Origin of the sequence: Mucilaginibacter pallidiroseus (genome assembly GCF_007846085.1) — a bacterium.
Lineage (GTDB): Bacteria > Bacteroidota > Bacteroidia > Sphingobacteriales > Sphingobacteriaceae > Mucilaginibacter > Mucilaginibacter pallidiroseus.
Genome location: NZ_VOEJ01000007.1, coordinates 173,537 through 197,889, shown reverse-complemented (window position 1 = coordinate 197,889; position 24,353 = coordinate 173,537). Strand labels below are relative to the sequence as shown.

Genomic DNA, 24,353 nt, shown 5'->3' with positions numbered 1-24,353 from the left:
TTTGCTTTGTGGCAAACATCAAAAGATATTTTATTGAACTGAGTTATGATGGCACGAGGTACCATGGCTGGCAGATACAACCCAATGCCATCACTGTGCAGGAGATGCTTGATAAGGCGCTGAGCACGGTGCTGCGCCAGCCTATACAAACCGTAGGCTGCGGCCGTACCGATACCGGTGTACATGCTACTGAGTATTTTGCGCATATAGATGTACACGACGCCCCCCAACCCCCTGAAGGGGGAGTGGAAGAAGCGGTGGTTCCGTTCCCCCTTCAGGGGGTTAGGGGACTCAACGCCCTTTTGCCTCATGATATAGCTGTTAAACGTATTTTCGAGGTAGCACCTGAGGCACATGCAAGGTTTGATGCTGTTAAAAGATCCTACGAGTACCATATTCATTTTGAGAAAGATCCTTTTAGGCACGGATACTCGTGGCTGCTGCGCGACAAGCTCGACATTGAATTAATGAATAAGGCGGCGGCAATAGTCATGGAATATACAGATTTTAGCTGTTTCAGTAAGTCAAATACCCAGGTTAAAACCAATAACTGTAAAATTGTTAACGCGCGTTGGGAACAAACGCTTAATGGCATCGTTTTTAAAATATCTGCCGACAGGTTTTTGCGCAACATGGTGCGCGCTATTGTGGGCACACTAATTATGGTTGGGCGGCGCGAAATAGCTCCCGCGCAGGTTCGCGACATTATCGAGAGCAAAAACAGGAGCAAAGCCGGAACATCTGTACCAGCCTGCGGGTTATATTTAACTGAAGTAAAATATCAACCCCCTAACCCCCTGAAGGGGAGTGAAATTTAATAACTATGAGTAAGGAGAAAGATAATAAAGATTCTGCAGCAGCCCAAGCCGGAAATTCAACAGGCGGCGCATCAAAAGCTCCTCCTTCAGGTGGCGGGGGGGCGTCCGTAACAGGCAAGGCTTTCGACTGGAAATTGCTTACCCGGATTATGCATTATGTAAAGCCTTACAGAAAGGTTTTTGTAGTAGCTGCAATCCTTACTGTGTTTTTGGCAGGGGTTGCCATTTTGCAGCCCATACTTATCCAAATAACGCTTGATAAATATATTTTGGCCAATAATTACAATGGCCTGGTTATGATGGTTGCCTTAATGATAGGGCAGCTGTTTGTGCAAACCATAGCGCAGTATTACCAAACGTATTTAACCAACTACCTGGGCCAATCGGTAATAAAGGATCTGCGTATTGATATTTTCAACCACATAACCAGCTTGCGCCTGCGTTACTTTGATCGTACACCTATCGGGATGCTTATAACCCGCACCGTAAGCGATTTGGAAACTATTGCTGATATTTTCTCTGAAGGCTTAATCTCAATTTTGGGCGATATGCTGCTTGTGCTTGCCGTGGTTGGTTACATGCTATGGCAAGATTGGCGGTTGGCGTTGGTAACGCTTATACCCATGCCATTTTTGTTTGCGTCCACGTATGTGTTTAAGGAAGCCATTAAATCGTCTTTCCAGGAAGTGCGCACACAGGTAGCTCAACTCAATACTTTTTTGGCCGAGCATATCAGCGGTATCAGCATCATCCAATACTTTGCCCGCGAAGACCAGGAGATGCGCAAGTTTGTGGCGGTTAACAAAAAATATCGCGATGCCAACATCCGCTCGAACTGGTATTACTCTATCTTTTTCCCGGTGGTTGAGATCTTGTTTGCCGTTTGTATTGCACTATTGGTTTGGTACGGCTGTAAGCGGATTTTGAATGATCAGCAAATGCATATGCTGTCGGCATCGCCAAATGGTGTTACGCCGGGCGTTATAACCGGGTTTATAGTATTGCTGAATATGCTTTTTCGCCCGATACGCCAGTTAGCCGATAAATTTAACACCCTGCAAATGGGTATGGTAGGGGCGGACAGGATTTTTAAAGTATTGGATACAGATGATGTTGCGCCTGATAGTGGGAAACTAACGCCTGCCGTTTTAAAAGGTGAAATTGAATTTAAAAAGGTTTGGTTTGCCTACATTGATGATAACTGGGTGCTGAAGGATATTAGCTTTCACGTTAAACCCGGCGAAACGCTTGCGCTGGTGGGTGCAACCGGTGCCGGTAAATCATCAACTATTAATATCCTCAACCGTTTTTATGATATTGGGCAGGGCGAGGTTAAGGTAGACGGTACCAGTATTGAAGATTACGACCTTAAATACCTGCGTGCCAAAATTGCCACCGTTATACAGGATGTGTTTTTGTTTAGTGATACCATTGCCAATAACATCAGCCTCAATAACCCAACTATAAGCCGGGAACAAATTGTTAAGGCTGCAAAGGATGTAGGCGCGCATGATTTTATTGAACGGTTACCCGGCGGTTATGATTACAATGTAATGGAACGCGGCTCAACGCTCTCCGCAGGGCAGGCGCAGCTGATATCTTTTATCCGTGCATTGGTTTATAACCCTGCTATACTGGTTTTAGACGAAGCCACATCATCGGTTGATACAGAAACCGAAATATTGATACAAAATGCCATCAACAAGCTGATGCAAGGGCGTACGGCTATCGTGATTGCGCACCGTTTATCAACCATACAAAACGCCGATAAGATCATTGTGCTTGATCACGGCGAAATCAAGGAAATGGGTACCCATCAGGAGTTGCTAAAAATAGAGGGTGGTTATTACCGTAAACTCTACGATCTGCAATTTAATTCTGCAGGTATAGCAAAACCTTTAGAATAGACTACTATTTCGATTCCAGGCGGCGCTCGTCATCGTCAGATGCATCGGGCTGATTTTTAGCCGGCGGGCTTTTTACCGGGTTAATAGGCTGTTCCTGCGTTTCGGTACGTTTAGCAATATTCTCTTGCTCCGGCTCGTCTGCGTTATATTGCCTGTCTTCTTTTTCAATTACCGCTTTATGTCCGTCATCAGCGGGCCTTTCTGTCGGGGTGTCTGATGGTGATGGTTTATCTTGATCGTTTGCTGGCTTTGTCATGTTTAAGTAACAGGATGCCCGGGCTTTTGTTTAGCCTGCAAATTACAGTGGTAGGTATAAAACAAAAGCGCCTGTCCAATGATGAACAGGCGCTTTAACTTTGTATGTCTTGTTAATGAATGCCCATAAACAAACGGCTCCAGCGAATTTTGCTGAAAAAGTCGGCATTGCTATCCCAACTCATCCAAACAAACAGCGCTTTACCAACAATGTGGTCCTCCGGAACAAAGCCCCAGTAGCGTGAGTCGAGCGAGTCGTGGCGGTTATCACCCATCATCCAGTAGTAGTTCATTTTAAAGGTATAGCTGTCGGCTTTTTTGCCGTTTATCAATACCTCGTTATTTACAATCTGTAATTTATTGCCTTCGTAAACTTCAATGGCGCGGCCGTACACAGGCAGTGTAAGGCTATCCAATTTAACGGTCCAGCCTTTTTTAGGAACAATCACCGGCCCAAAATTATCTACGTTCCAGTCGAAATCTTTGTTTTTAGGGTTAAGCTTATACTTAGGAAACGCGGCCGGGAATACCGGGTTAAATGGTTCGGTAGTGCCGGCTGGCTGGATGTTCGGCTTGATCGATTTTACGTTTGAATAACCCTTTAAAGCGGCAGCCGCTTGTTTGGTCATGGTTGGGTATGGCACGTTATCGTAATTTGATACGCCAAGCTCGCTCAGTATTTCGGGGTTTAAATCAACACCGTTAGTGCTAACAGTATAATCGGTTTGCTCTCCCGGTGGGTTAGGGGCAGCTTTGCCGTTTACGTAAACTTGTGCATCAACCAGGCTAAGGGTATCGCCGGGCGCACCCTGGCAACGTTTAATATAGTTTTCGCGCTTGTCTACCGGGCGATAGTAAGGGCTATCAGCTTCCATAGGGTAGTTAAATACTACTACATCGCCTCTTTTAACCTCGCTTAATCCCGGTAAGCGATAGTAAGGCAACTTTACACCTTCCCAGTAAGCTTTAGTGCCAATTACGGGCATTGTATGGTGTGCAAACGGAAAAGCAATGGGTGTCATGGGTGTGCGGGCACCGTAGTTAACCTTGCTCACAAACAAAAAGTCGCCTACTAAAAGTGAGCGCTCCATTGAAGGGGTAGGTATGGTATAAGCTTCGATGAACAAAGTACGGATAAGCGTTGCGGCAACCACCGCAAAAATGATGGCGTCGGTCCACTCACGAGCAGCGCTTTTCTTTTTCTTGTTTTCGTTATTTTCTTTGTTCTTGTTCCAGAATTTCCAGTTCATCTATTAATTGTATAGGGCAGCAAATTAATACTAATTGTTAAAATTAAACATAGCCTCTACCGGGTAAAAGCCTTTTTTGTTTTGCAACCACTCGGCAGCCAGCACAGCACCTAATGCAAAACCATTGCGGTTGTGGGCGGTGTGCTTAAACTCAATGGTGTCTATTTCGCTATCGTAAATAACAGTGTGGGTGCCCGGTACGTTCTCAATCCTTAACGATTCTATCAGTACCTCGTTTGCAGCAGCGGTATCATCATCGGCTTTATCGTCGGTAACCAGCACATTCTTCCATTCCTGTTTGCTATCCAGGTTATCAATTATTCCTTGGGCAATGGTAATGGCGGTGCCGCTTGGGGCGTCAAGCTTTTGGGTGTGATGAATTTCTTCTACCTGTACTTCATAATACGGGTAGTTGTTCATCAGCTTTGCCAGCAATTTGTTAACGTGAAAAAATATATTTACACCTACGCTAAAATTTGTTCCATGAATTAATGAGCCGTTAAAATGATTGCATTGCTCCTTTATCTGGTCCATCTCCTTATGCCAGCCGGTAGTGCCCACTACAACAGGCACGCCTGCAGCAAAGCACTTTTCAATATTTGATAAAACAGTATGCGGTGTGCTAAACTCAATTACCACGTCGGCCTTTTGCAGGTTTTCGCTAGTGAGTTCGTGGGTGTTTTGCGAGCCGATTTTTAAAACGATCTCGTGCTTACGGCTAATGGCAATCTGCTCGATGATCTTACCCATTTTACCGTAACCTAATAATGCAATTTTCATTGAAAGGAATTTTAAACTTTCTTTATCTAAGGGTAAAGGTAAGTTTTAAACCGGGAATATAAGGCGTATTAAAATTTGAAGCGTATGTTGGCCCGCTTATAAGGCCGGGAGTGGCTTTAAAAGACAGGTTATTATCAACCGTGAAGGCATTTATAAACTTCGCATCAATATAGGCATCAACAATATTAAGGCCCCAGGAAAGTAAGAAACCAAGTATGCTGATGTCGCGGTTACGGCGATAGTTATCGGCAGCACTGGCTACCGTTTCTGCCGAGTAGGGTGCAAGTTGATCATACAGTTCCTTGTTGTTAATGTATTTCGAGTACAACGCATCCCCGGGTTCTGGTATAGAGGCTGTTCTTTTAACCTGAGCTACCGCCAGATATTTTTGATATTGTTGGCCATTGGTTACAATGTTATATCCCAAAGCACCAAGCGCACCATAAATAATAGGTATTTTCCAGTATGCACGGTTATAAAACTGCCCCCAGCCCGGTATAATGGTCGACCGTATGCGGGCCCTGCTAACGCTGTGCGTACTATCCGGATGGTAAACTTTTTCTTTTTTTACTTTAGGCAAAAATGAGGTTCTCGCAACCGAATCTTTTTTAACAGGTATGGTATCTGCAGCGCTTTTTTTAAGCGTGTCTGCACCCTGCGCCATTGCAGTAATGGTTATTACCGCAAAAAATAAGATAAGAAACAGTTGCTTCAGCATTTTACCAATCCAGCATTTCGAGTATTCGGCCAAGGTCATCTTCAGACAGAAACGGAATTTCTATTGATCCATTGCCCTGGCTGTTAACTTTAAGTTTTACCCTGGTGCTGAATTTCGAAGCCAGGTCGTCCTGTACCTTTTGCAGTTGGTATGACAGTGTTTCGGGCTGTTTTCCTTCTTTTTTGGTAGGTGCCTGCTGTATCTCGCGCACCATCTCCTCAACCTTACGTACAGATAGGCCTTGTTTGATGATCTGCTGATGGATATAAACCTGGGTAGCCGGGTTATCTACAGATAGCAAGGCTTTTGCATGGCCCATGCTTATTTCATTATCGCGCAGGGAAGCCTGTATGGTTGGCGGCAGTTTAAGCAGGCGCAAATAGTTGGTAACTGTAGAGCGGTTTTTGCTTACACGGTCGCCAAGTTCATCCTGTTTTAGGTTACACTCATCAATCATCCGCTGAAAGCTCAGGGCCACCTCAATGGCGTTCAGGTTTTCGCGCTGAATGTTCTCGATAAGTGCCATTTCCAGCATTTGCTGGTCATTAGCTGTACGGATGTAGGCAGGTATGCTGGTAAGCCCGGCAAGTTTGCTGGCACGTAACCTGCGCTCGCCCGATATTAGCTGGTAGCTGTTTGCATTTACCCGGCGTACAGTTATCGGCTGTATAAGGCCCTGCAATTTAATAGACGCTGATAAATCGGCAAGTGCCTGTTCATCAAACTCGGTGCGGGGTTGAAACGGGTTAACCTCAATTTCATTTATAGGCACATCCCCAATGGTATTTACATTGCCAGCCTCGGCAGCAGCAGGGCGTTTATTTACCGTGCTGTTAAAATTATTCTTATTCGGAAGTACGCTTTCGGTATCGTTAAGCAATGCGCTAAGGCCTTTACCAAGGGCGTTTCTTTTTTCTGTACTCATAAAATGTTAAACAGTTTCTGTAGCCAAAGCTTCATCTTTCACCAGCCCATTCTTACGGATGATCTCGCGGGCAAGGTTTAGATAGTTAACGGCACCCTTACAGGTAGCATCGTGCATAATAACAGATATACCAAAGCTTGGCGCTTCGCTTAAGCGGGTGTTGCGTTGTATAATGGTATCAAAAACCATATCCTCAAAGTGCGTTTTAACCTCATCAACCACCTGGTTTGACAGGCGCAGGCGCACATCATACATGGTTAATAAAATGCCCTCAATTTGCAGCTGGGTGTTTAGGCGGGTTTGAACAATCTTAATGGTGTTAAGCAACTTGCCTAAACCCTCCAACGCAAAGTACTCGCACTGTACCGGAATGATAACACTGTCTGCAGCAGTAAGCGCGTTGATGGTAATTAAACCCAATGATGGCGAACAGTCGATAATGATGAAGTCATACTCATCTCTTACGCTTTCCAGTACCGCTTTCATTTTATACTCGCGGTTGGCAAGGTTAATCATCTCAATTTCCGCACCCACAAGGTCGATATGGGCGGGCAGTAAATCAAGATTAGGTGTATCAGTTTTTTGTATGGCATCATGAGGATTAATATCATTAATAATGCACTCATAGATGCTGTTTTTAATATTACGCGGATCGAAACCTATACCCGAAGTTGAGTTTGCCTGCGGATCGGCATCAACCAATAGGGTTTTAAATTCAAGTACAGCAAGGCTCGCGGCCAGGTTTATAGATGATGTAGTTTTCCCGACGCCTCCTTTTTGGTTGGCTAAAGCAATAATTTTACTCATTCTTGTCTGGTCAATATTTTATAATACGGAGATATATATCAACGGGAAACAAACACATTAATTTTTATGTTTGTAATGTTTTTTATCCGCCGATAAAGATACGTATTTAAAATAATTCGGAAATCCACAGGTTTGGCCAACTTACAAACATTATAGGGCCTGCAGGTGGTTTCGGGCTGGCAATTTATAATATTAAAAAGCTACTGTAATTAAGTGGATTAGCATTTTAAGAACACTTTTTGCCCGCAAATTTCAATTTTACCTATCAACAATGGTTACTATCATAGCTTCTACTAATCGCCCGGGCAGTTCAACATTAAAGCTGGCTAAATACTACCAAAACCGACTTGCTGAGAAAGGGATGCAAGCCAACCTGCTTTCATTGATGGATTTGCCGGCCAACCTGCTGCAAACCGACCTGTACGGTAAACGAAGCGCCGAATTTGAACCCATACAAAAGCTGATTGCTGATACAACAAAATTTTTATTTGTAGTGCCCGAGTATAACGGCAGTTTCCCTGGAGTTTTGAAAGTGTTTATCGATGCCTGCAGTTTTCCTGAGAGTTTTTATGATAAAAAAGCTGCGTTGGTTGGTTTATCATCCGGCAAGTATGGTAACATACGCGGTATAGATCACCTAACAGGGGTTTGCCATTACCTGCATTTGAATGTAATGCCCTTAAAAATTCATATCTCGGCAATACGCGCCGAAATGAACGAGGACGGCCTGCTAACCCAGCAAGATACCCTGCGCTATACAGACGAGCAGATAGAAAAATTTATAGCTTTTTAAGGCGCTACCTAATCAGCATAACCCAGCCTGAACGTTTTGGCAAGTTGTCTTTTAAATCGATAACGTAATAATACACTCCTGCGGGTAACTCCTTTCCGTTATATTGCCCGTTCCATTGCCTGGCATCGCCTACGGTGCGGAAAACCTGCTGCCCGTTCCGTGTAAATATAGTTAGCTCGCTATTGGGGTAACTGGCCAGTTTGGCTATTCGCCAGGTATCGTTCACACCATCGCCATTGGGGCTAAAGGTATTAGGCAGGGATATTTTTTTATAAACGCGAACGGCTACATCATCAGAAGTTTCGCCACAACCATTGGCTTGCAGTACATGCAGTGTGTAGGTAATATCGTCTGGCGGGTTTACGGTTGGTGTTAAAGAGGTTGGGTCCTGTATGTAGGTGTTGGGCGTCCAGTAAAAGCTTTCATAATTGCCTGCTATCGATGCATTTATGGTTGTAGATTCCGTTTCGGCCATGGCGCGGTCGGATCCGGCGCTTACCGTTGGCTTTTTAATTACATTAATATTAACCGTTTCTATTTTTTCGCATCCGCCGTTGCCTATATATACCTGGTATTCGATATCACTTTGCGGTGTGACTGTAGGGTTGGCAGCATTGGGGTTGCTTAAGCCCGTCGTTGGTAGCCACCGGTAAGTTGTACCGCCGCTTGCCACCATCTGGTAGCTGTTGCCTTCGCAAACCTGGGGCGTGCGGTTGTTTACAGCTACAGTTAAAGGTGGTGCCACAATCACATTAGTGGTTGCTGTGGTTGAGCAGCCGTCTTTGGTAATAATAACCCGGTATTCACCCGCTATGTTAGCCGTTGCCGATGAAGATACCAACGGGTTTTGATCTGTCGATGTATAGCCATTTGGTCCCGACCACTGATAGGATGTGCCCCTGTCTGCGCTGAACATCAGTGTTTCGCCCTGGCACACGGTAGTTGTAGCAGGTAATGTAAATACAGGAACCGGAAAACGGCCAACAACCAGCGGATCCGAAAATATCTGGCAGTTTGGGGATGTAGCCACACCGCCAAGCACACCCACGCGATATTGGTATTTGCCGGCGACATCAGGCACGTTTACATTAACAGTAGCACTGGTGGCTCCTGCTATATTTTGCCAACTGCCATCATTGGTGCTTATTTGCCATTGATATCTTGGGCTTGTATAGGTAGATGCATCGGCAGTAAGGGTGTAATTAACCACACCCTGGCCAACACATAAAACTTTCTCTTTATCGCCAGTAGCAGTGCCAAAACCGGCATCTATTAAATTACCGTAAGGGCTCACAGTTATGTTATCCATAGCAAAGTCATTACCCAGGCTGCCGGCCACTTCATTGCTCAGCTTTACAATAATGCCTTGCCCATCGGCAGGAGCCTCAAACCTAATGGCATATTTTTTCCATGTTGCGGCATCGGTTTCAGGTATCTCGCCGGTGGTGTAGGAGTCGTCTATCAGGGTTCCGTCGGCTTTTGTTACCGTGAACCTGATGTTTGGCCTTACGAAATTGTTATTGGTTGTTGGCCTTAATACGTTAGTTATCATAACCGAAAACTCGTACGCCGATCCGGGGCACATAATATCTGACGATACGCGTTGTGTATAAAATACCGAAGGTTGATTAGATGCATTTATGATCATCATGAAGCCAAAAGCATCAGTGCTGCCGTAATCTTTATTAACAGTTATCCAGGTATTGCTAAAGCAATTGTCGGTACTGGTAACCAGCGAGTAGGAGCCATCGCCGGGGCAACGCGTTCCGGTTGGCGTTAAGGTAGTGACACCGGGGGCTAATGGTGGGCCTGATGTTTGGTAAACTGATGCCGCCCGGCCAAAATCTTCAAACAGCACGGGGTTGCCCAGGCTTTGCGCATGCAAGTTGAGCCCGGCCATTAAAAAAAGCGCGGTTAATAAAAGTTTAAAATTGGTTAGCTGCATTTATGAAAGGTGCAGGCGCATTGCTCAAATATAATTATTTACTACACACATTATCAGAGTAATAAATTTTTGTTCGGCTTAAATTTATAGAGATGTTAAAAAAACAAATAGATGTTATAACAGTTGCTTTATGTTTAAACATCTGCTATGAAATATCTATTTACATCCGCCATAGGCATCGTGTTACTATCTGCCTGCGGGCAACAAAAAAAGCCCGACCAAAGCAAGGCTGCCGAAGTTAATACAAGCGCGCAACAGGAAGTTGCATTACCTGCACCATATCAAACTAAATCGGTACGCAATTACTGCAAGGTAATTGGCTGGCCTGCTGGTAAAACGCCCGTGGCGCCTGCCGGATTCAACGTAGGCCTCTTTGCCGACTCCCTAAAAAATCCCCGTAATATATACATAGCGCCAAACGGCGATATTTTAGTATCTGAAGCCAACACAGAAGTCAAGGGTGTTAAAAAAGTTGGTGCAACTGTAATGGGGGTAACCAAATCACAAAACATGGGCAAAAGCGCCAACCAAATTACCCTTTTGCGTGATGCCGACGGCGATGGCAAATATGAATTGCGCGAAACGTTTTTAAGTAAGCTTAATCAGCCTTACGGTATGTTAATTATGGGTAACAGCTTTTATGTTGCCAATACCGACGGCATATGGAAGTATGACTATAAAACCGGCCAAACCAAAATTACTGGTGCCGGTAAAATGATATTATCGTTACCTGCAGGTGGCTACAACAACCACTGGACGCGCAACATTATAGCCGATGCAAGCGGTAAAAAAATATTGGTAGCCGTAGGATCGGGCAGTAACGTGGCAGAGCATGGCATAGAAAATGAAAAGCGCCGCGCAAATGTATTGGAAATAACCCCTGATGGCACCGGCGAAATAATTTATGCAAGCGGGTTGCGTAACCCGGTTGGTATCGCTGTGCAACCAGGCACTGGAACTTTATATACAGTAGTTAATGAGCGCGACGGCTTAGGTGATGACCTGGTGCCCGATTATCTTACAAGTGTTAAACAAGGGGGCTTTTATGGCTGGCCATGGGCTTACTTTGGCAAGCATGAAGACCCGCGCCCGGAAGTTAAACGCCCGGATATGGTAGCCAAAACCCTGGTGCCCGACCTTGCTTTGGGCTCGCACACGGCATCATTGGGCATAGCTTTTTCTACCGGCGATAAGTTCCCTGCTAGTTATAAAAATGGTGCTTTTGTTGGCCAGCACGGTTCATGGAACCGCTCGGCAATAGTGGGTTATAAGGTTGGTTTTGTACCTTTTACAAATAACAAGCCCGCTGCAAAAATGGAAGACTTTTTAACAGGCTTTGTAGCCAATGAAAAAGAGGGTGAGGTTTATGGCCGCCCTGTTGGCGTGGCCGTTGCCAAAGATGGATCATTGCTTGTTGCAGATGATGCCAGCAACCGCATATGGCGCGTAAGTGCTAAATAATATTTTAATTGTAAATTGACATAAGCCCTTTATCCCGGTAAAGGGCTTTATTATTAGCTTCGCGCTATCTATGAATAAATTTTACCTGGGCTGTTTTTTCTCTCTTATTATAAATTATGCGTCAGCGCAAAGCAAACCTGCAAAGCGCGATACTGCAAGGCAATTGCAGCAGGTTACCGTTAAGGGTTACCTATCGGAACAGCCCGTTTTAAGTGTACCTGCATCTGTAAGCGTTATTGGTGCATCACAAATAAAGCAGCAGCCCGATATTTCTTTTGTTAACACACTGAACACTGTACCGGGCATTCGTGCCGAGGAGCGTTCACCTGGTAGCTATCGTCTTTCTATACGGGGTAGTTTACTGCGCTCGCCTTTTGGGGTGCGGGATGTAAAAGTTTATTTTGACGGTATACCTTTGACAGACGCAGGGGGCAACACCTACTTAAACGCGCTCGATATTAACAGCATAGGCCGCATTGAAGTATTAAAAGGCCCCGATGGTAGCTTGTTTGGTGCAAACTCTGGCGGTGTGGTTCTGCTAAATACCGCAAGCGGCATACCCGATAGTACATATTTAAATGCCGGCATAAGCGGCGGCTCATATGGTTTGTTTCATCAAAAGGCTGCTTTGCAAGTTGGGAAGGCCAAAAATACATTTAACCTAAATCAGTCATACCAAAACTATGATGGCTATCGTGAAAACAGCCGGATGCACAGGGCTTATTTCCAGGCAAGTGATACTTATAGGTATGGCACGAATAACCAGTTAAGTGCTGTAGCACTATATTCCGACCTGAATTACAAAACACCCGGTGGGTTAACGTTTGCGCAAATGCAGGCAAATCCGCGGTCAGCGAGATTGCCTACAGCTACTTTACCGGGCGCAATTCAGCAAAAAATTGGCATTACTACCGAAATGTTTTTGGGTGGCTTAACCAACGAATATCATTTCAATAGCCGCTTACGCAATGTAACAGCTGTATTTGGTAATCATATAAATTTTGCAAATCCATTTATCACCAATTACGAAGAGCGCAATGAAAGCACTTACGGACTGCGCAGCTATTTTGAGTTGGCAGCCATCCCACAACAAAACTTTGATTGGAAGTTGAACGTAGGGGTGGAGTGGCAACAAACCAACTCACTTATTAAGAATTATGATAACAACGCAGGGGTTAAGGGTAATCTTAATTTGAGCGATAAGATCAATACCGGGCAGCACTTCTTTTTTACCCGTTATGCTGCCGATATTTTTAAGCGGTTACATGCCGAAGCTGCCGTAAGTTTGAATTATTACAGCTATGATTATTACAGCCAGCTTGCGGCAGCTAATGGGCAAGGCGAACGCGATTTTAGTCCGCAGGTTATGCCAAGGCTGGCTTTAAGTTATGAAGTGACCAACAACTTTATCTGGCGCGGATCGGTAAGCAGGGGATATTCAACCCCAACTACGGCCGAAATACGGCCAACCAACAATGTTATCAATACATCTTTACAGGCACAATTTGGCTGGAATTACGAAACTGGTTTTCGTTTGCGTAACCGTGATAAAAGTATGTTCCTCGATGCTTCGGTGTTTTACTATCGTTTAGATAAAGCCATTGTACGCAGGCTCAACCCCGATGAAACAGAATATTATATAAACGCCGGCGGAGCAAACCAGCCGGGCGTGGAGGTTGCCTTCAGCAATTGGTTCGTGCGCCGCAATAACTCTGATTTTATCAGGGGCTTACAATTTAATACCGCTGTTGCAGTAAGTAAATTTAAATTCAGGGATTACCAGGTGGCGGGCAGTAATTTTTCGGGTAAGCGTTTAACGGGAGTGCCGCAAACGGTTATCGTTTCATCCGTTCTTTTCAACCTGCCACAAAGCCTGTCATTATTTGTGCAGCATAATTATACTTCATCAATACCGCTCAATGATGCCAATTCAGTTTATGCAAACAAATATCACTTGCTGCAGGCCAAAGCATCATGGCAGCACACCATAGGCCGAAAAACAAAACTTGATTTTTTTGCCGGGGCAGATAATTTGCTAAATCAGAAATATAGCTTAGGAAATGATTTGAACGCCGTGGGTAACCGTTACTTCAATCCCTCGCCATTACGGAACTACTATTTTGGGATGAATATAGGCCTATAGTTGCAAGTTTATTTTGAGGTTTAGCCCCTTGTCATTAGATAAACCTGCTTAATAATGTGATAAGCCGACAGCCCAAAGAACAAAAAAGCGATACCCGTATCAATTACCCGGGTGCTTAGCTCAAACTTACGTTGTATATACCCTGCAAACTTAGCATATAAAAACAGTGCGAGAAAGGCACCAGCAGCAGAACCCAGGCTAAAGATGCTTAGCGAAAACCAATCTTCTGAGATCCATTCATGAGTGATTAGATAAGTGCCGGTAACCATCCAGAAGGGGATTTGCATTGGGTTTAAAAAACCGAGGATGATACCGTATTTGATGCTGGCATGATCGGAGTGTTTGGTTTTCGGCGGCTTGTTGCGGTTGGTCCAAACCACTATGCCGAGTACACCAAAAAGTACTACCATTACCCAATCGATAATTACATCAAGTTTTACCTGCTCAGATAACCATTTGGCACCCTGCATAACAAACAGGGTAAAGAAAAACTCCACGCATGAAAAAGCTATGATAAACTTAAAAGCCTCCTTTATACCACGGGTAACAGCAATACGCACCAATGTAAGGTTAATGTTACCGGGTGGTATGTATCCTATAAAATTGGCTATTATACCTATAAAAAAGGTTAGGAATATCATGGGCAGCAAAGATATATTAATACGTGTAATTATATCTTTAATAAAATGCAAAGCCACCGTTACATTTTTTACGCCTGCCCAACATGCATTTTTGCATATTTGCAGCTTTAAACCACCGCCGGATAATATATGTATCAGCAAAAAATAATATCTCTTTTGCCTTCAGCTACCGAAATTGTTTGCGCACTTGGCTTGCAGGGTAACCTGGTTGGCCGGTCGCACGAGTGTGATTTTCCTGATGGTGTAAGCAACATGCCCGTTTGTACTGAAGCTAATATCCCTGAAGGGTTGAGCAGTGGGGAAATTGACGCTAAAGTGAAGGAAATATTGAGCGATGCATTATCTGTTTACACTGTAAAAAAAGAAGTGATAAAATCCCTTGCTCCCGATGTAATTATTACCCAGGCGCAATGTGAAGTTTGCGCTGTCACCCTTGCCGATGTGGAGAAAGCACTTGAGAATTACCTCGATAAACCTGTACAAATTATCTCACTACAGCCAAATAGTCTTGATGATGTTTTTGCAGATATAACCACAGTTGCCAAAGCTTTAGGTGTTACCGAGGCTGGGGAACGATTGATTGAAGATCTTGATGAGCGCGTGAATATCGTTCGGCATAAGCTTAAATTTATGGAGAACAAACCAACTGTGGCATGTATAGAGTGGCTCGATCCGTTTATGATATCCGGTAATTGGGTGCCCGAACTGGTTAGCATTGCAGGCGGCATACCAATATTAGCCCAGGCAGGTAAGCATTCGCCTTATGTGCAATGGGGCGACATATTAGCGCAAGACCCGGAAGTGATTGTCTTAATGCCATGTGGGTTTTCCATTGAACGGACAATGCGCGAAGTTTACCTGCTGTTGCAGCAGCAAGGCTTTAATGACTTAAAAGCTGTAAAAAACAACCGCGTTTACATTGCCGACGGTAACCACTATTTCAACCGCCCCGGCCCATGTCTAGTTGATTCATTAGAGATTCTAGCCGAAATTATCCATCCTAAACAATTCATATTTGGTAACGAAGGGTCTGGATTTGTGAAATTTGCACTTTAAAAAATATTTTAAGAAGTTTTAAAGATTATATTTACGGTTATAAACCGTTAAATCATATTTCTTTATGCGCCGAATGTTGTCAATACTGCTTGCAGTGGTGTTTAGTGTAAATGCTATGGCTGCCCATACCGCACTGCCAAGGCTCGATCCAAAACAACTGTCTGTTACCTGGCAGGTTGTAAACAACGAATATGTTTATGAAAACAAGCAAATGGCACTTACCGAGCTTGTTATTGCAAATAAAGGTACCGATGCCCTGCCTGCCGGTGGCTGGAAAATATATTTTAACGCTGCGGGTGATTTTGTGCCCGATGCCACCAGCGGCAACGCAACAATTGAGCAGGTTAACGGCGACCTGTATAGCATAACCCCCAACGCAAATTTTAAGGCTATCCAACCCGGCGAAAGCGGCAGGATCGAGTATATAACCAAAGCTACTGTAGTAAATTTTACAGATGCTATTGAGGGCCCGTACCTTGTTTGGGATGCCGAACCCGCCAAAGGTTATAGCATCGGCAATTTTGTTGTAAAACCTTTTACTCCAAATTATATAGGCTTGGTTACGCCCGAAGTTTTGTACAATCAAAACAAAACCATTATTGATATCCCGGCAGAAAAGCTTACCAAAATTATCCCTACACCGGTAAGCTATACCGAAACTGGCGGCTCGTTCAGGTTGCAGCCCGATGTTAACGTTGTTACCACGCATGAAGCTTATAAAAAAGAAGCAGCAGGCTTCGATGCTTACCTAAAGAAATTATTTGGAAAGCGCACTGCCAATAAAGCGTCAAACAATACAATTACACTTAGCTACAAAGCAGGTCTGGGTCAGGAGGGTTATGAGCTCACCGTTAAGCCCGGCGCTATTACTATTGCAGCAAGCAACAATGCCGGCGTTTACTACGGCTTGCAGTCACTTAAAATATTAATTCCTCCGTCTGCGGTAGCGTCGGCACCTGCTTATGCGGAAATACCGGGTGTAAATGTTGCCGATGCACCACGGTTTGGTTACCGTGCGGTTATGCTGGATGTTGCCCGTAATTTTCAAAGCAAACAGCAGGTTTTAAAATTGCTCGAGCTGATGTCTGTTTACAAGCTTAATACCCTGCACTTTCACTTAACTGATGATGAAGGCTGGCGGATAGAACTGCCTTCATTACCCGAGCTTACCAACGTTGCCTCGAAACGCGGGCATACGCTTGATAGTAAAAATTTCCTGCCTGCGGGCCATGGCTCTGGCCCGGATTTCAGTAACCCGGCCGGTACAGGCCATTACTCAAAAGCAGATTACATCGAAATACTTAAATACGCTACCGAGCGCCATATAACCGTAATGCCAGAGATTGAAGCACCGGGACACGCACGCGGTGCCATCAAGGCTATGGCAAACCGTTACGCCCGATTGATGGCGGCTGGTGACAAAGTCGGTGCCGAGCGTTACTTGCTTTACAGCGCGGGCGATAAGTCTGACTATCGCTCGGTTCAATACTGGAATGACAACGTAATGGATGTTGCCCTGCCATCAACCTATAATTATATTGAAACGGTGGTTGGTGATTTGATAAACATTTATAAAGAAGCCGGTGCGCCGTTACCAACCATTCATTTTGGCGGCGACGAAGTGCCTGCGGGTGTCTGGGAAAAATCGCCTGCGTACCTGGCGCTTAAGAAAACGCATCCGGAAGTTAAAAACACCGGCGACCTTTGGTACTACTTTTATGGCCGCGTTAATGATATCCTTAAAAAACGCAACATTAAGCTGGCCGGATGGGAAGAAATGGCGCTGCGCAAAACAAAAATTGACGGGCAGGATGCTTACGTGCCCAACCCGCAATTTGCTAATGAAGGTATGCGTGTAGATGTTTGGAATAACGTACTAGGCGGCGGTCAGGAAGATTTGGCTTATAAACTGGCTAATGGCGGTTTCCAAACGGTGCTAACCTGCGTTACAAACCTTTATTTTGACATGGCCAACAATAAATCATTTGATGAGCCTGGCTATTATTGGGGCGCATTTTTGGGCATTGATAAATTTTATTCGTTCATCCCCTACGATTACTTTAAAAATGCGGATGTAGATAAGAACGGGCTGCCTGTAAACCGTAATATTTTTATTGGCAAACAACGCCTTACTGATTACGGCAAAACAAATATTGTGGGCCTGCAAGGTGCCTTATGGACCGAAACGGTAAAAACGCCTGAGCGTATGGACTACATGATATTCCCTAAACTGATTGCCTTGGGCGAACGGGCCTGGGCGCAAGATCCCGCATGGACCACAGAGAAAGACCCGGCAAAGGCCGCAGCTATGTACAACGAGGAGTGGAGCAAATTTTTAAATGTGTTGGGTAAACGCGAGCTACCAAGAATTGCCTATTATAACAACGGTTACAATTTTAGGATACCTAAGCCGGGCGTCATTTTGCAAGACGGTAAATATGCGGCTAATGTGCAGTTCCCGGGTATGGTTATTCGTTATACTACAGACGGCACCGAGCCAACCGCGAGCAGCCCTGTTTACAGCAGCCCGGTAAGCGCAACAGGTGCTGTAAAGTTCCGTGCGTTTGATGTGAAGGGTCGCGGTGGAAACGTTGCCGATGGTGTTAACAACGCGCCTGTAATGTAGTAGGCACACAAAATATCGAGAAGAAAAAAATCAACAGTTTATCATGCCGAATTTATTTTCGGCAGCTCATTGCAAAAGTTGAATAAGAAAAGTGTTTGCCTTGCTTGTGAGGTGCTGAAACAAGTTTAGCATGACCTCTCTGACTTAATATTTTACTGGATTTTAAATTCAGATCAGCAATCATTTTTTTGTAATTTGTTATTACGCAAGCGGGATAGGGGGTAAAATGTCGTATTTTTACCCCTCTTAAAATTATGGCTAAAAAAGGAATTTTACTGATTAATTTGGGTACGCCCGATAGTCCGTCTACAGCTGATGTACGTAAATACCTCGATGAGTTTTTGATGGACCCGCGGGTTATTGATGTTAATCCTGTACTGCGTACGTTTTTAGTTAAAACGGTTATTGTACCTTTCAGGGCACCGAAATCGGCTAAACTCTACCGCGCTATTTGGGACGAAAAAACCGGTTCGCCTTTATTGCATTACAGCCTTTTACAGCAGCAGCTTTTACAGCAGCGCCTTGGCGATGAGCATATAGTTGAGCTGGCCATGCGTTATCAGAGCCCATCAATAGACTCGGCATTGCAGCGCCTTAAGGAGGCTTTGGTAGGTGAGATCCAGGTTATACCAATGTTCCCGCAATATGCATCAGCAAGTACAGGTTCAGTACATGAAAAGGTGATGAGCATTGTTAGCACATGGCAAACCGTGCCGCCAATAAGCTTCATTAATTCGTTCCATGATAATGATTTGATGATCGAAACATTTGCTGATAATGCTGCAAAGCATAATCCGGAAAGTTACGATCATGTGTTATTTAGCTTTCACGGCTTGCCTCAGCGCCAGCTAAAAAAATGCGACCATACAGGCAACTACTGCCTTAAAGTTGACGGTTGCTGCAACACCCTTAACGATACCAATAAGTTCTGTTACTCGGCACAATCACATGATACAGCGCGGTTGATTGCGGCTAAAATGAACTTGCCAAAAGAAAAATATACCGTTTGCTTTCAATCGCGCCTGGGCAGCGACCCCTGGGTGCAGCCTTATACCAGCGAGATAATTGCACAGATGGCGAAAGAAGGTAAAAAGCGCCTGCTGATATTTTGCCCGGCGTTCGTGGCCGACTGCCTGGAAACTGTTTACGAAGTAACAACTGAGTATGGCGACGAATTTAAAGCACTTGGCGGCGAGCACGTGCAGCTTGTAGAAAGCCTTAACGCCGAACCAAAATGGATTGAGGCATTGGCGGGAATGGTTAATTAATTCCCCAGCCCCCTGAAGGGTGGGGGTAAAAGCTTAATGCCCGATGTTGGTCGGGCATTTTTTTTGGTACGTTTTGAGCGAATTGTATTCGGTTCCCCCTTCAGGGGGTTAGGGGGCTTACTATCTTCGCCGACAGCAAAGCCAGCGGAATGCCTCCGCCTGGGTGTACGCTACCCCCGCAAAAAAACAGGCCTTTTACTTTTGAGGATTTATTGGCGTGACGCAAAAATGCAGCAAACTGGTTGTTGGAACTGGTGCCGTATAGCGATCCCTGGTATGATGATGTTTTACTTTCAATACTGCGCGGGTCAAGGATTTCCTCGCAGGCTATCAAGGGTTTTATATCTTCACCCAGTTCTTTCGAAATTTTTACAAGTATATCTTCACGTGCCTTTTCGACCAGCTTGTCCCAATCCTGCCCGCTGTTTGCCGGTACGTTAATCATTACAAACCAGTTTTCGCAGCCCGGCGGGGCATCATCAGCCTTGTACTTCGAACTGATGTTGATGTAAACCGTCGGGTCTTGGTAGATGTATTTCTTCAGCCATATGTGATCAAATTCTGCCTGATAATCACCGCCAAAGAAAATATTATGCAAGTCGAGTTGAGGAAATTGCTTTTTTATACCCCAGTAAAATATCAATGCCGAACTGCTGCGTTCCTGGTTTAATATTTTTTGCGGATGCAAGGCTTCATGCTTTTTAAGCAGCTTTTTGTAGGTGAACCAAACATCCATGTTTGACACCACAACATCGCCTAACACATCCCGTCCTTTCGTGCGCAAGCCCTTCACCTGTTTATTGATAACCACTATTTCATCAACAGGGGAGTTGTAGGTAAATTTTACGCTTACATCTTCGGCTAATTTTACAAGGTTTTGCGTAATGCTGTACATGCCGCCAGCCGGGAAGTAGGCACCATAATGGTGCTCCAGGTGTGGTATAACGTTCAGCGTTGCCGGCGCCTGGTATGGGTTTGAGCCATTGTAGGTGGCATACCTGTCAAACAATTGTACTACGCGCTTATCCTTAAAAGATGATTCATTGGCACGGTGCATCGTGCGAAACGGGTCGATTTTTGGGAACCGCAATATAGAGCGGACCGTATCCCAGCGCAAAAACGTTTTCAGTTGGTGTAACGACCGCTCTAAAAATACATGGTTGGTAATGCTGTAAATATCGCGGCTATAAGCCAAAAAGTTTACAAGGGCTTGTGCCGGTTCAGATGTTTTTTCTTCAATTTCTTTGGCAAAGGCTTTGGTTTCGGCATAGGCGTTTAGGCGTGTGCCGTCTGGATAAAAGTATTTGCAAACAACATCAAGTTTTTGATAAGCAAAATAATCCGAAGGATTTTTGTCTGCCAGGGTAAAAAGCTCATCAACATATTGCGGCATGGTAAACAAACTTGGCCCGGCATCAAAACGATAACCATTGGTTTCAATTTCAGACAGCTTGCCACCCGGGTAAGCGTTGGCTTCGAATACTTCAACATCGTAACCTTTAACTGCCAGCCTTATAGCAGTGGCAATGCCTGCAATACCCGCGCCTACAATAAGTGCTTTTTGTTTAGCCATGAGGCGATAAAGATAGGAAAAGCCCTGAAAGCCCCCTAACCCCCTGAAGGGGGAACCGAAATAAAGAATGTCAATTCGAAGAGCGTAGCGATGCGGCAATCTCATCGCGCTCAAATATGCACGCGATGGGATTGCCACGCTTTCGCTCGCAATGACATGAGTTATGCCTTTATTTATACGTGCACCCCTTCACCAATTTCCTCAATGGTTTTTGCATTAAAAGCATCCAGGTCATCAGGTCGGCGGCTGGTTACTAAGCCGTTATCTGTTACCACCTGCTCATCAACCCACTCGGCACCGGCGTTTTTAAGGTCAGTTTGTAATGATGGGTATGATGTTAAACGCCTGCCGCTGATCATGCCGGTTTCTATCAGTAATTGCGGGCCGTGGCAAATTGCAGCTACGGGTTTTCCTTCATCCAAAAATGCTGATGCAAATGCTACTGCGTCTTTATTCTGGCGCAGCTTATCCGGGTTTAAAACACCGCCGGGTAATACAAGTGCATCATAATCATCCGGGCTCACTTCGCTCAACACCCTGTCCACATCAACCTCAATACCCCAATCGGTATGGTCCCATGCTTTAATTTTTCCGCTTTGTGGAGATATAATGTGTACGGTTGCACCGGCAGCTTCAAGTGCCTCTTTAGGGCTTGTTAACTCAACCTGCTCAAAACCTTCCTCGGTAAGCATTGCTACCTTCTTGTTATTTAAATTAGCCATAATACTGTTTTTTATATAGATGTATTATTAACTACAGGTAATGGTTTTTATAGTTTTAGTAAATTTAAGATTGTAAAAAAATAGGGATAATCTTCCGATCATCCCTATTCATCTATTTTTCAAAGCAGAAAACTAATCTCTGCTTTTTATTCACTTTTCTCTACTTATGCTTCTACCGCTTGCCCTACCAAATGGTTGGCCACCAGGTATTCTGCAATCTGCACGGCATTGGTAGCTGCACCTTTGCGCAGGTTATCTGCTACTATCCAGCAGTTAAGTGTTTTATCCTGGCTTTCATCACGGCGGATACGGCCCACAAAAACCTCATCTTTATCGTGTGCGTCAAGCGGCATTGGGTATTTAAGGTTGGCGGTATCGTCAACCACAACTACACCTGGCGCAGCACTTAATAATTCGCGCACTTCGGCCAGGTCAAAGTCGTTTTCGAACTCGATATTAACCGACTCCGAGTGACCGCCCATAACCGGGATACGCACCGTTGTAGCAGTAACTCGGATGCTGTCGTCGCCCATGATCTTGTTGGTTTCCTTAACCATTTTCATTTCCTCTTTTGTGTAGCCGTTTTCAGTGAAAACGTCTATCTGAGGCAACACGTTAAGGTCAATAGTGTATGGGTAAGCTTTTGGTCCGTCGATACCTTTACGCTCGTTAAACAGCTGGTCAACGGCTTTAACGCCGGTACCGGTTACCGATTGATAGGTTGATACCACAACACGTTTAATTTTGTATCTATCGTGCAGTGGTTTTAAGGCCACTACCATTTGTATGGTTGAGCAATTTGGGTTAGCAATGATCTTGTCATCAGCAGTAAGCACGTTTGCATTTACCTCGGGTACTACCAGTTTTTTGGTAGGATCCATACGCCATGCCGATGAGTTATCAACCACGGTTGTGCCAGCTTGGGCAAACAATGGGGCCTGCTCTAAAGAAGCGCTGCCACCTGCAGAGAACAAAGCAATATCCGGCTTCTGTTTAATCGCATCCTCAACAGAAACCACCTTAAACTTCTTACCCTTAAAGTCGATTTCTTTACCAATACTTTTAGGAGAAGCTACGGGGATTAATTCTGTAACAGGGAAGTTGCGTTCTGCCAGAACCTGCAACATTTTAGTGCCCACCAAGCCTGTGGCACCAACAACTGCGATTTTCATTGTTTTTTGTTAATGTATAAATTAATAATACTCACGGCGATGTGTTTAATATTCGCCATAAGGTGTCGAACGCAAAGATGCGATTTTTTTAGGTAATGACTACTAAGTTAGTCTATATAGGGTGAGATAATAAGTATTATCAGTTGCTAAATATAAATGGAAAACCTATTTGCGGATAACCGCGTTTGTGCAATAACGATCGTTGGTCCGCTCATTGCCGCGGAGGCTACTTCTTTTCTCTTGAAAGAAAAGAAGCAAGACCGAGCTTTAGCGAGCTCATGAGCACGTCTTATAACAATAGTAAGCGAATAACGTCAAGACGAAAAAATCCTTCCCCTCACAAGGCCCTCGCGTCGGCCCCGGTTTTTCGTCATGGCCACCGCTCTTTAATAGAAATTAGTAGTTTGCAAAGCGGCCGGTTAAAAGCACTGCTATAACGTAACCTCCTCAATAGGGATAGTGTAACGTATGGGATAGCACAGGCATCGCTAACGCACTACGTTAATAATTGTTAATTATCAGATATAAACTTTTACCTTTAAAGCGGGTTTGTTAATTTCGCAACCTAACGGATAGGGAAGAGGGCCTATATCCCATAGCTAAAATAGAATGGAAGAATTTGAAGCAAGCGAATCGGCTAAGAAAACCAAAACGATATACATATCTACCGTTTTTGGTATAGCCATGGTTTTATTGATGATTGGATTACTGGGCCTTATTCTGGTGCACGCCAACAACCTGTCGCGCTATGTGAAGGAAAATATTGTACTCAATATTTTTATGGACGATTCGGCGCACGAAACCGATGTGCTGCAGCTGCAAAAGCAACTGGATGGCAACCCAATGGTTAAGCAAACCCAATATGTAAGTAAAGAGCTTGCCGCCCGTAATCTACAAAAAGACCTGGGTGAAGACTTTGTAAAATTCCTGGGCTATAATCCATTGTCGCAGTCGCTGGATATTTACCTGAAGGCTGACTATGCCAACAACGCAGGTATTGATAAATTTAAGGCCGAGCTGTTAAAAAACCCATTGGTTAAAGAAGTGAAATATCAGCAGTCACTGGTTGACCAGATGAATTCTAACCTTACTTCTATCAGCTTAGTGATATTAACTTTCGCCGGTATATTTGTGATCCTGTCTGTAGCGCTTATTAATAACACAATCAGGCTGGCCATTTACTCACAGCGCTTTTTAATTAAATCGATGCAGTTGGTTGGTGCTACAAAGGGTTTTATCCGCAAACCGTTTATGCTTTATGGTATATGGCACGGCTTGCTTGGTGCATTAATCTCCATTGTGATATTGGTACTTACGCTATATATTGCAAACAAGCAAATTCCTGATCTTATCATTCTTCAAAGCTACACCGAGTTCGGTATCGTTTTCCTGGGTGTTATCGTAATCGGTATTTTTATTGCCGGCTTCAGCACTTTCCTGGCGGTGAACAGGTTTTTACGCTTAAAAATTTACGACCTGTACAGGTAATTTAA

Annotated in this window: 20 protein-coding genes; 9 read left to right on the top strand and 11 right to left on the bottom strand. The window is 44.4% G+C overall.

Annotation, left to right across the window (positions count from 1 at the left end; translation table 11 throughout):
- Positions 1-8: 8 nt before the first annotated feature.
- Both truA and FPZ43_RS15165 read left to right on the top strand, forming a co-directional pair.
- Positions 9-818: a tRNA pseudouridine(38-40) synthase TruA gene (truA, locus tag FPZ43_RS15170; RefSeq protein WP_186461855.1), complete on the top strand. Its 810-nt coding sequence runs from the start codon at positions 9-11 to the stop codon at positions 816-818.
- A gap of 149 nt (positions 819-967) precedes the next feature.
- Positions 968-2,725, top strand: coding sequence for an ABC transporter ATP-binding protein (locus tag FPZ43_RS15165; RefSeq protein ID WP_261381100.1), 1,758 nt, complete (start codon positions 968-970; stop codon positions 2,723-2,725).
- Positions 2,726-2,729: 4 nt separating this feature from the next.
- Here FPZ43_RS15165 and FPZ43_RS15160 read toward each other — a convergent pair whose 3' ends face one another.
- From FPZ43_RS15160 to FPZ43_RS15135, 6 genes are all read right to left on the bottom strand, one after another.
- Positions 2,730-2,981 (bottom strand): hypothetical protein, encoded by a 252-nt coding sequence (locus FPZ43_RS15160; protein WP_146382774.1) that lies wholly within the window; start codon positions 2,979-2,981, stop codon positions 2,730-2,732.
- Between the two features lie 112 nt (positions 2,982-3,093).
- Positions 3,094-4,230: a signal peptidase I gene (gene lepB / locus FPZ43_RS15155; protein ID WP_146382773.1), complete on the bottom strand. Its 1,137-nt coding sequence runs from the start codon at positions 4,228-4,230 to the stop codon at positions 3,094-3,096.
- A 30-nt stretch (positions 4,231-4,260) separates the two neighbouring features.
- The gene (gene dapB / locus FPZ43_RS15150) at positions 4,261-5,010 is read right to left on the bottom strand and encodes a 4-hydroxy-tetrahydrodipicolinate reductase (protein ID WP_146382772.1); all 750 of its coding nucleotides are present in this window, start codon (positions 5,008-5,010) and stop codon (positions 4,261-4,263) included.
- A gap of 22 nt (positions 5,011-5,032) precedes the next feature.
- Positions 5,033-5,728 carry a DUF5683 domain-containing protein gene (locus FPZ43_RS15145; protein WP_146382771.1) on the bottom strand — a complete coding sequence of 232 codons (696 nt, stop codon included), beginning with the start codon at positions 5,726-5,728 and terminating at the stop codon, positions 5,033-5,035.
- A gap of 1 nt (position 5,729) precedes the next feature.
- Positions 5,730-6,653, bottom strand: coding sequence for a ParB/RepB/Spo0J family partition protein (locus FPZ43_RS15140; protein WP_146382770.1), 924 nt, complete (start codon positions 6,651-6,653; stop codon positions 5,730-5,732).
- Positions 6,654-6,659: 6 nt separating this feature from the next.
- The gene (locus tag FPZ43_RS15135; protein ID WP_146382769.1) at positions 6,660-7,460 is read right to left on the bottom strand and encodes a ParA family protein; all 801 of its coding nucleotides are present in this window, start codon (positions 7,458-7,460) and stop codon (positions 6,660-6,662) included.
- A 271-nt stretch (positions 7,461-7,731) separates the two neighbouring features.
- Here FPZ43_RS15135 and FPZ43_RS15130 point away from each other — a divergent pair, with 271 nt between their 5' ends.
- Positions 7,732-8,253 carry an NADPH-dependent FMN reductase gene (locus FPZ43_RS15130; RefSeq protein ID WP_146382768.1) on the top strand — a complete coding sequence of 174 codons (522 nt, stop codon included), beginning with the start codon at positions 7,732-7,734 and terminating at the stop codon, positions 8,251-8,253.
- 4 nt (positions 8,254-8,257) lie between these two features.
- Here FPZ43_RS15130 and FPZ43_RS15125 read toward each other — a convergent pair whose 3' ends face one another.
- Entirely contained in the window at positions 8,258-10,198 is a 1,941-nt protein-coding gene (locus FPZ43_RS15125; protein ID WP_146382767.1) for a gliding motility-associated C-terminal domain-containing protein, read from the bottom strand.
- Between the two features lie 147 nt (positions 10,199-10,345).
- Between FPZ43_RS15125 and FPZ43_RS15120 the strand changes: the two genes are divergently transcribed.
- Both FPZ43_RS15120 and FPZ43_RS15115 read left to right on the top strand, forming a co-directional pair.
- Positions 10,346-11,659, top strand: coding sequence for a PQQ-dependent sugar dehydrogenase (locus tag FPZ43_RS15120; RefSeq protein WP_146382766.1), 1,314 nt, complete (start codon positions 10,346-10,348; stop codon positions 11,657-11,659).
- Between the two features lie 70 nt (positions 11,660-11,729).
- Complete coding sequence (locus FPZ43_RS15115; RefSeq protein WP_146382765.1) at positions 11,730-13,802, top strand: TonB-dependent receptor; 2,073 nt, start codon at positions 11,730-11,732, stop codon at positions 13,800-13,802.
- Positions 13,803-13,822: 20 nt separating this feature from the next.
- Here the strand turns inward: FPZ43_RS15115 and FPZ43_RS15110 are convergent, their stop codons facing one another.
- Positions 13,823-14,443, bottom strand: coding sequence for a LysE family translocator (locus FPZ43_RS15110; protein WP_146382764.1), 621 nt, complete (start codon positions 14,441-14,443; stop codon positions 13,823-13,825).
- A gap of 129 nt (positions 14,444-14,572) precedes the next feature.
- Between FPZ43_RS15110 and FPZ43_RS15105 the strand changes: the two genes are divergently transcribed.
- The 3 genes from FPZ43_RS15105 (at position 14,573) to hemH (ending at position 19,393) form a co-directional block, all read left to right on the top strand.
- Complete coding sequence (locus FPZ43_RS15105) at positions 14,573-15,499, top strand: cobalamin-binding protein (RefSeq protein WP_146382763.1); 927 nt, start codon at positions 14,573-14,575, stop codon at positions 15,497-15,499.
- A gap of 73 nt (positions 15,500-15,572) precedes the next feature.
- A complete protein-coding gene (locus FPZ43_RS15100; protein WP_261381096.1) occupies positions 15,573-18,125 on the top strand; it encodes a family 20 glycosylhydrolase in 2,553 nt (850 codons plus the stop codon).
- A gap of 254 nt (positions 18,126-18,379) precedes the next feature.
- Positions 18,380-19,393 carry a ferrochelatase gene (hemH, locus tag FPZ43_RS15095; protein WP_146382762.1) on the top strand — a complete coding sequence of 338 codons (1,014 nt, stop codon included), beginning with the start codon at positions 18,380-18,382 and terminating at the stop codon, positions 19,391-19,393.
- 100 nt (positions 19,394-19,493) lie between these two features.
- Here hemH and crtD read toward each other — a convergent pair whose 3' ends face one another.
- The 3 genes from crtD to FPZ43_RS15080 all read right to left on the bottom strand — a co-directional run bounded on the left by crtD (position 19,494) and on the right by FPZ43_RS15080 (position 22,860).
- A complete protein-coding gene (gene crtD, locus FPZ43_RS15090) occupies positions 19,494-20,966 on the bottom strand; it encodes a 1-hydroxycarotenoid 3,4-desaturase CrtD (protein WP_146382761.1) in 1,473 nt (490 codons plus the stop codon).
- Between the two features lie 173 nt (positions 20,967-21,139).
- Entirely contained in the window at positions 21,140-21,688 is a 549-nt protein-coding gene (locus FPZ43_RS15085) for a type 1 glutamine amidotransferase domain-containing protein (RefSeq protein ID WP_146382760.1), read from the bottom strand.
- A gap of 164 nt (positions 21,689-21,852) precedes the next feature.
- Positions 21,853-22,860 (bottom strand): aspartate-semialdehyde dehydrogenase, encoded by a 1,008-nt coding sequence (locus tag FPZ43_RS15080; protein WP_146382759.1) that lies wholly within the window; start codon positions 22,858-22,860, stop codon positions 21,853-21,855.
- 609 nt (positions 22,861-23,469) lie between these two features.
- Between FPZ43_RS15080 and FPZ43_RS15075 the strand changes: the two genes are divergently transcribed.
- On the top strand, positions 23,470-24,348 hold the full coding sequence (locus tag FPZ43_RS15075) for a cell division protein FtsX (RefSeq protein WP_146382758.1): 879 nt from the start codon (positions 23,470-23,472) through the stop codon (positions 24,346-24,348).
- Positions 24,349-24,353: the final 5 nt, after the last annotated feature.

Coding starts and splice junctions, on each gene's coding strand:
- FPZ43_RS15145 (WP_146382771.1), bottom strand. CDS start 5,728: ATGCTGAAGCAACTGTTTCTTATCTTATTTTTTGCGGTAATAACCATT.
- FPZ43_RS15110 (WP_146382764.1), bottom strand. CDS start 14,443: ATGATATTCCTAACCTTTTTTATAGGTATAATAGCCAATTTTATAGGA.
- lepB (WP_146382773.1), bottom strand. CDS start 4,230: ATGAACTGGAAATTCTGGAACAAGAACAAAGAAAATAACGAAAACAAG.
- FPZ43_RS15075 (WP_146382758.1), top strand. CDS start 23,470: ATGGAAGAATTTGAAGCAAGCGAATCGGCTAAGAAAACCAAAACGATA.
- crtD (WP_146382761.1), bottom strand. CDS start 20,966: ATGGCTAAACAAAAAGCACTTATTGTAGGCGCGGGTATTGCAGGCATT.
- FPZ43_RS15085 (WP_146382760.1), bottom strand. CDS start 21,688: ATGGCTAATTTAAATAACAAGAAGGTAGCAATGCTTACCGAGGAAGGT.
- FPZ43_RS15130 (WP_146382768.1), top strand. CDS start 7,732: ATGGTTACTATCATAGCTTCTACTAATCGCCCGGGCAGTTCAACATTA.
- FPZ43_RS15165 (WP_261381100.1), top strand. CDS start 968: ATGCATTATGTAAAGCCTTACAGAAAGGTTTTTGTAGTAGCTGCAATC.
- dapB (WP_146382772.1), bottom strand. CDS start 5,010: ATGAAAATTGCATTATTAGGTTACGGTAAAATGGGTAAGATCATCGAG.
- FPZ43_RS15100 (WP_261381096.1), top strand. CDS start 15,573: ATGTTGTCAATACTGCTTGCAGTGGTGTTTAGTGTAAATGCTATGGCT.
- FPZ43_RS15080 (WP_146382759.1), bottom strand. CDS start 22,860: ATGAAAATCGCAGTTGTTGGTGCCACAGGCTTGGTGGGCACTAAAATG.
- hemH (WP_146382762.1), top strand. CDS start 18,380: ATGGCTAAAAAAGGAATTTTACTGATTAATTTGGGTACGCCCGATAGT.
- FPZ43_RS15125 (WP_146382767.1), bottom strand. CDS start 10,198: ATGCAGCTAACCAATTTTAAACTTTTATTAACCGCGCTTTTTTTAATG.
- FPZ43_RS15105 (WP_146382763.1), top strand. CDS start 14,573: ATGTATCAGCAAAAAATAATATCTCTTTTGCCTTCAGCTACCGAAATT.
- FPZ43_RS15115 (WP_146382765.1), top strand. CDS start 11,730: ATGAATAAATTTTACCTGGGCTGTTTTTTCTCTCTTATTATAAATTAT.
- FPZ43_RS15140 (WP_146382770.1), bottom strand. CDS start 6,653: ATGAGTACAGAAAAAAGAAACGCCCTTGGTAAAGGCCTTAGCGCATTG.
- FPZ43_RS15160 (WP_146382774.1), bottom strand. CDS start 2,981: ATGACAAAGCCAGCAAACGATCAAGATAAACCATCACCATCAGACACC.
- FPZ43_RS15120 (WP_146382766.1), top strand. CDS start 10,346: ATGAAATATCTATTTACATCCGCCATAGGCATCGTGTTACTATCTGCC.
- FPZ43_RS15135 (WP_146382769.1), bottom strand. CDS start 7,460: ATGAGTAAAATTATTGCTTTAGCCAACCAAAAAGGAGGCGTCGGGAAA.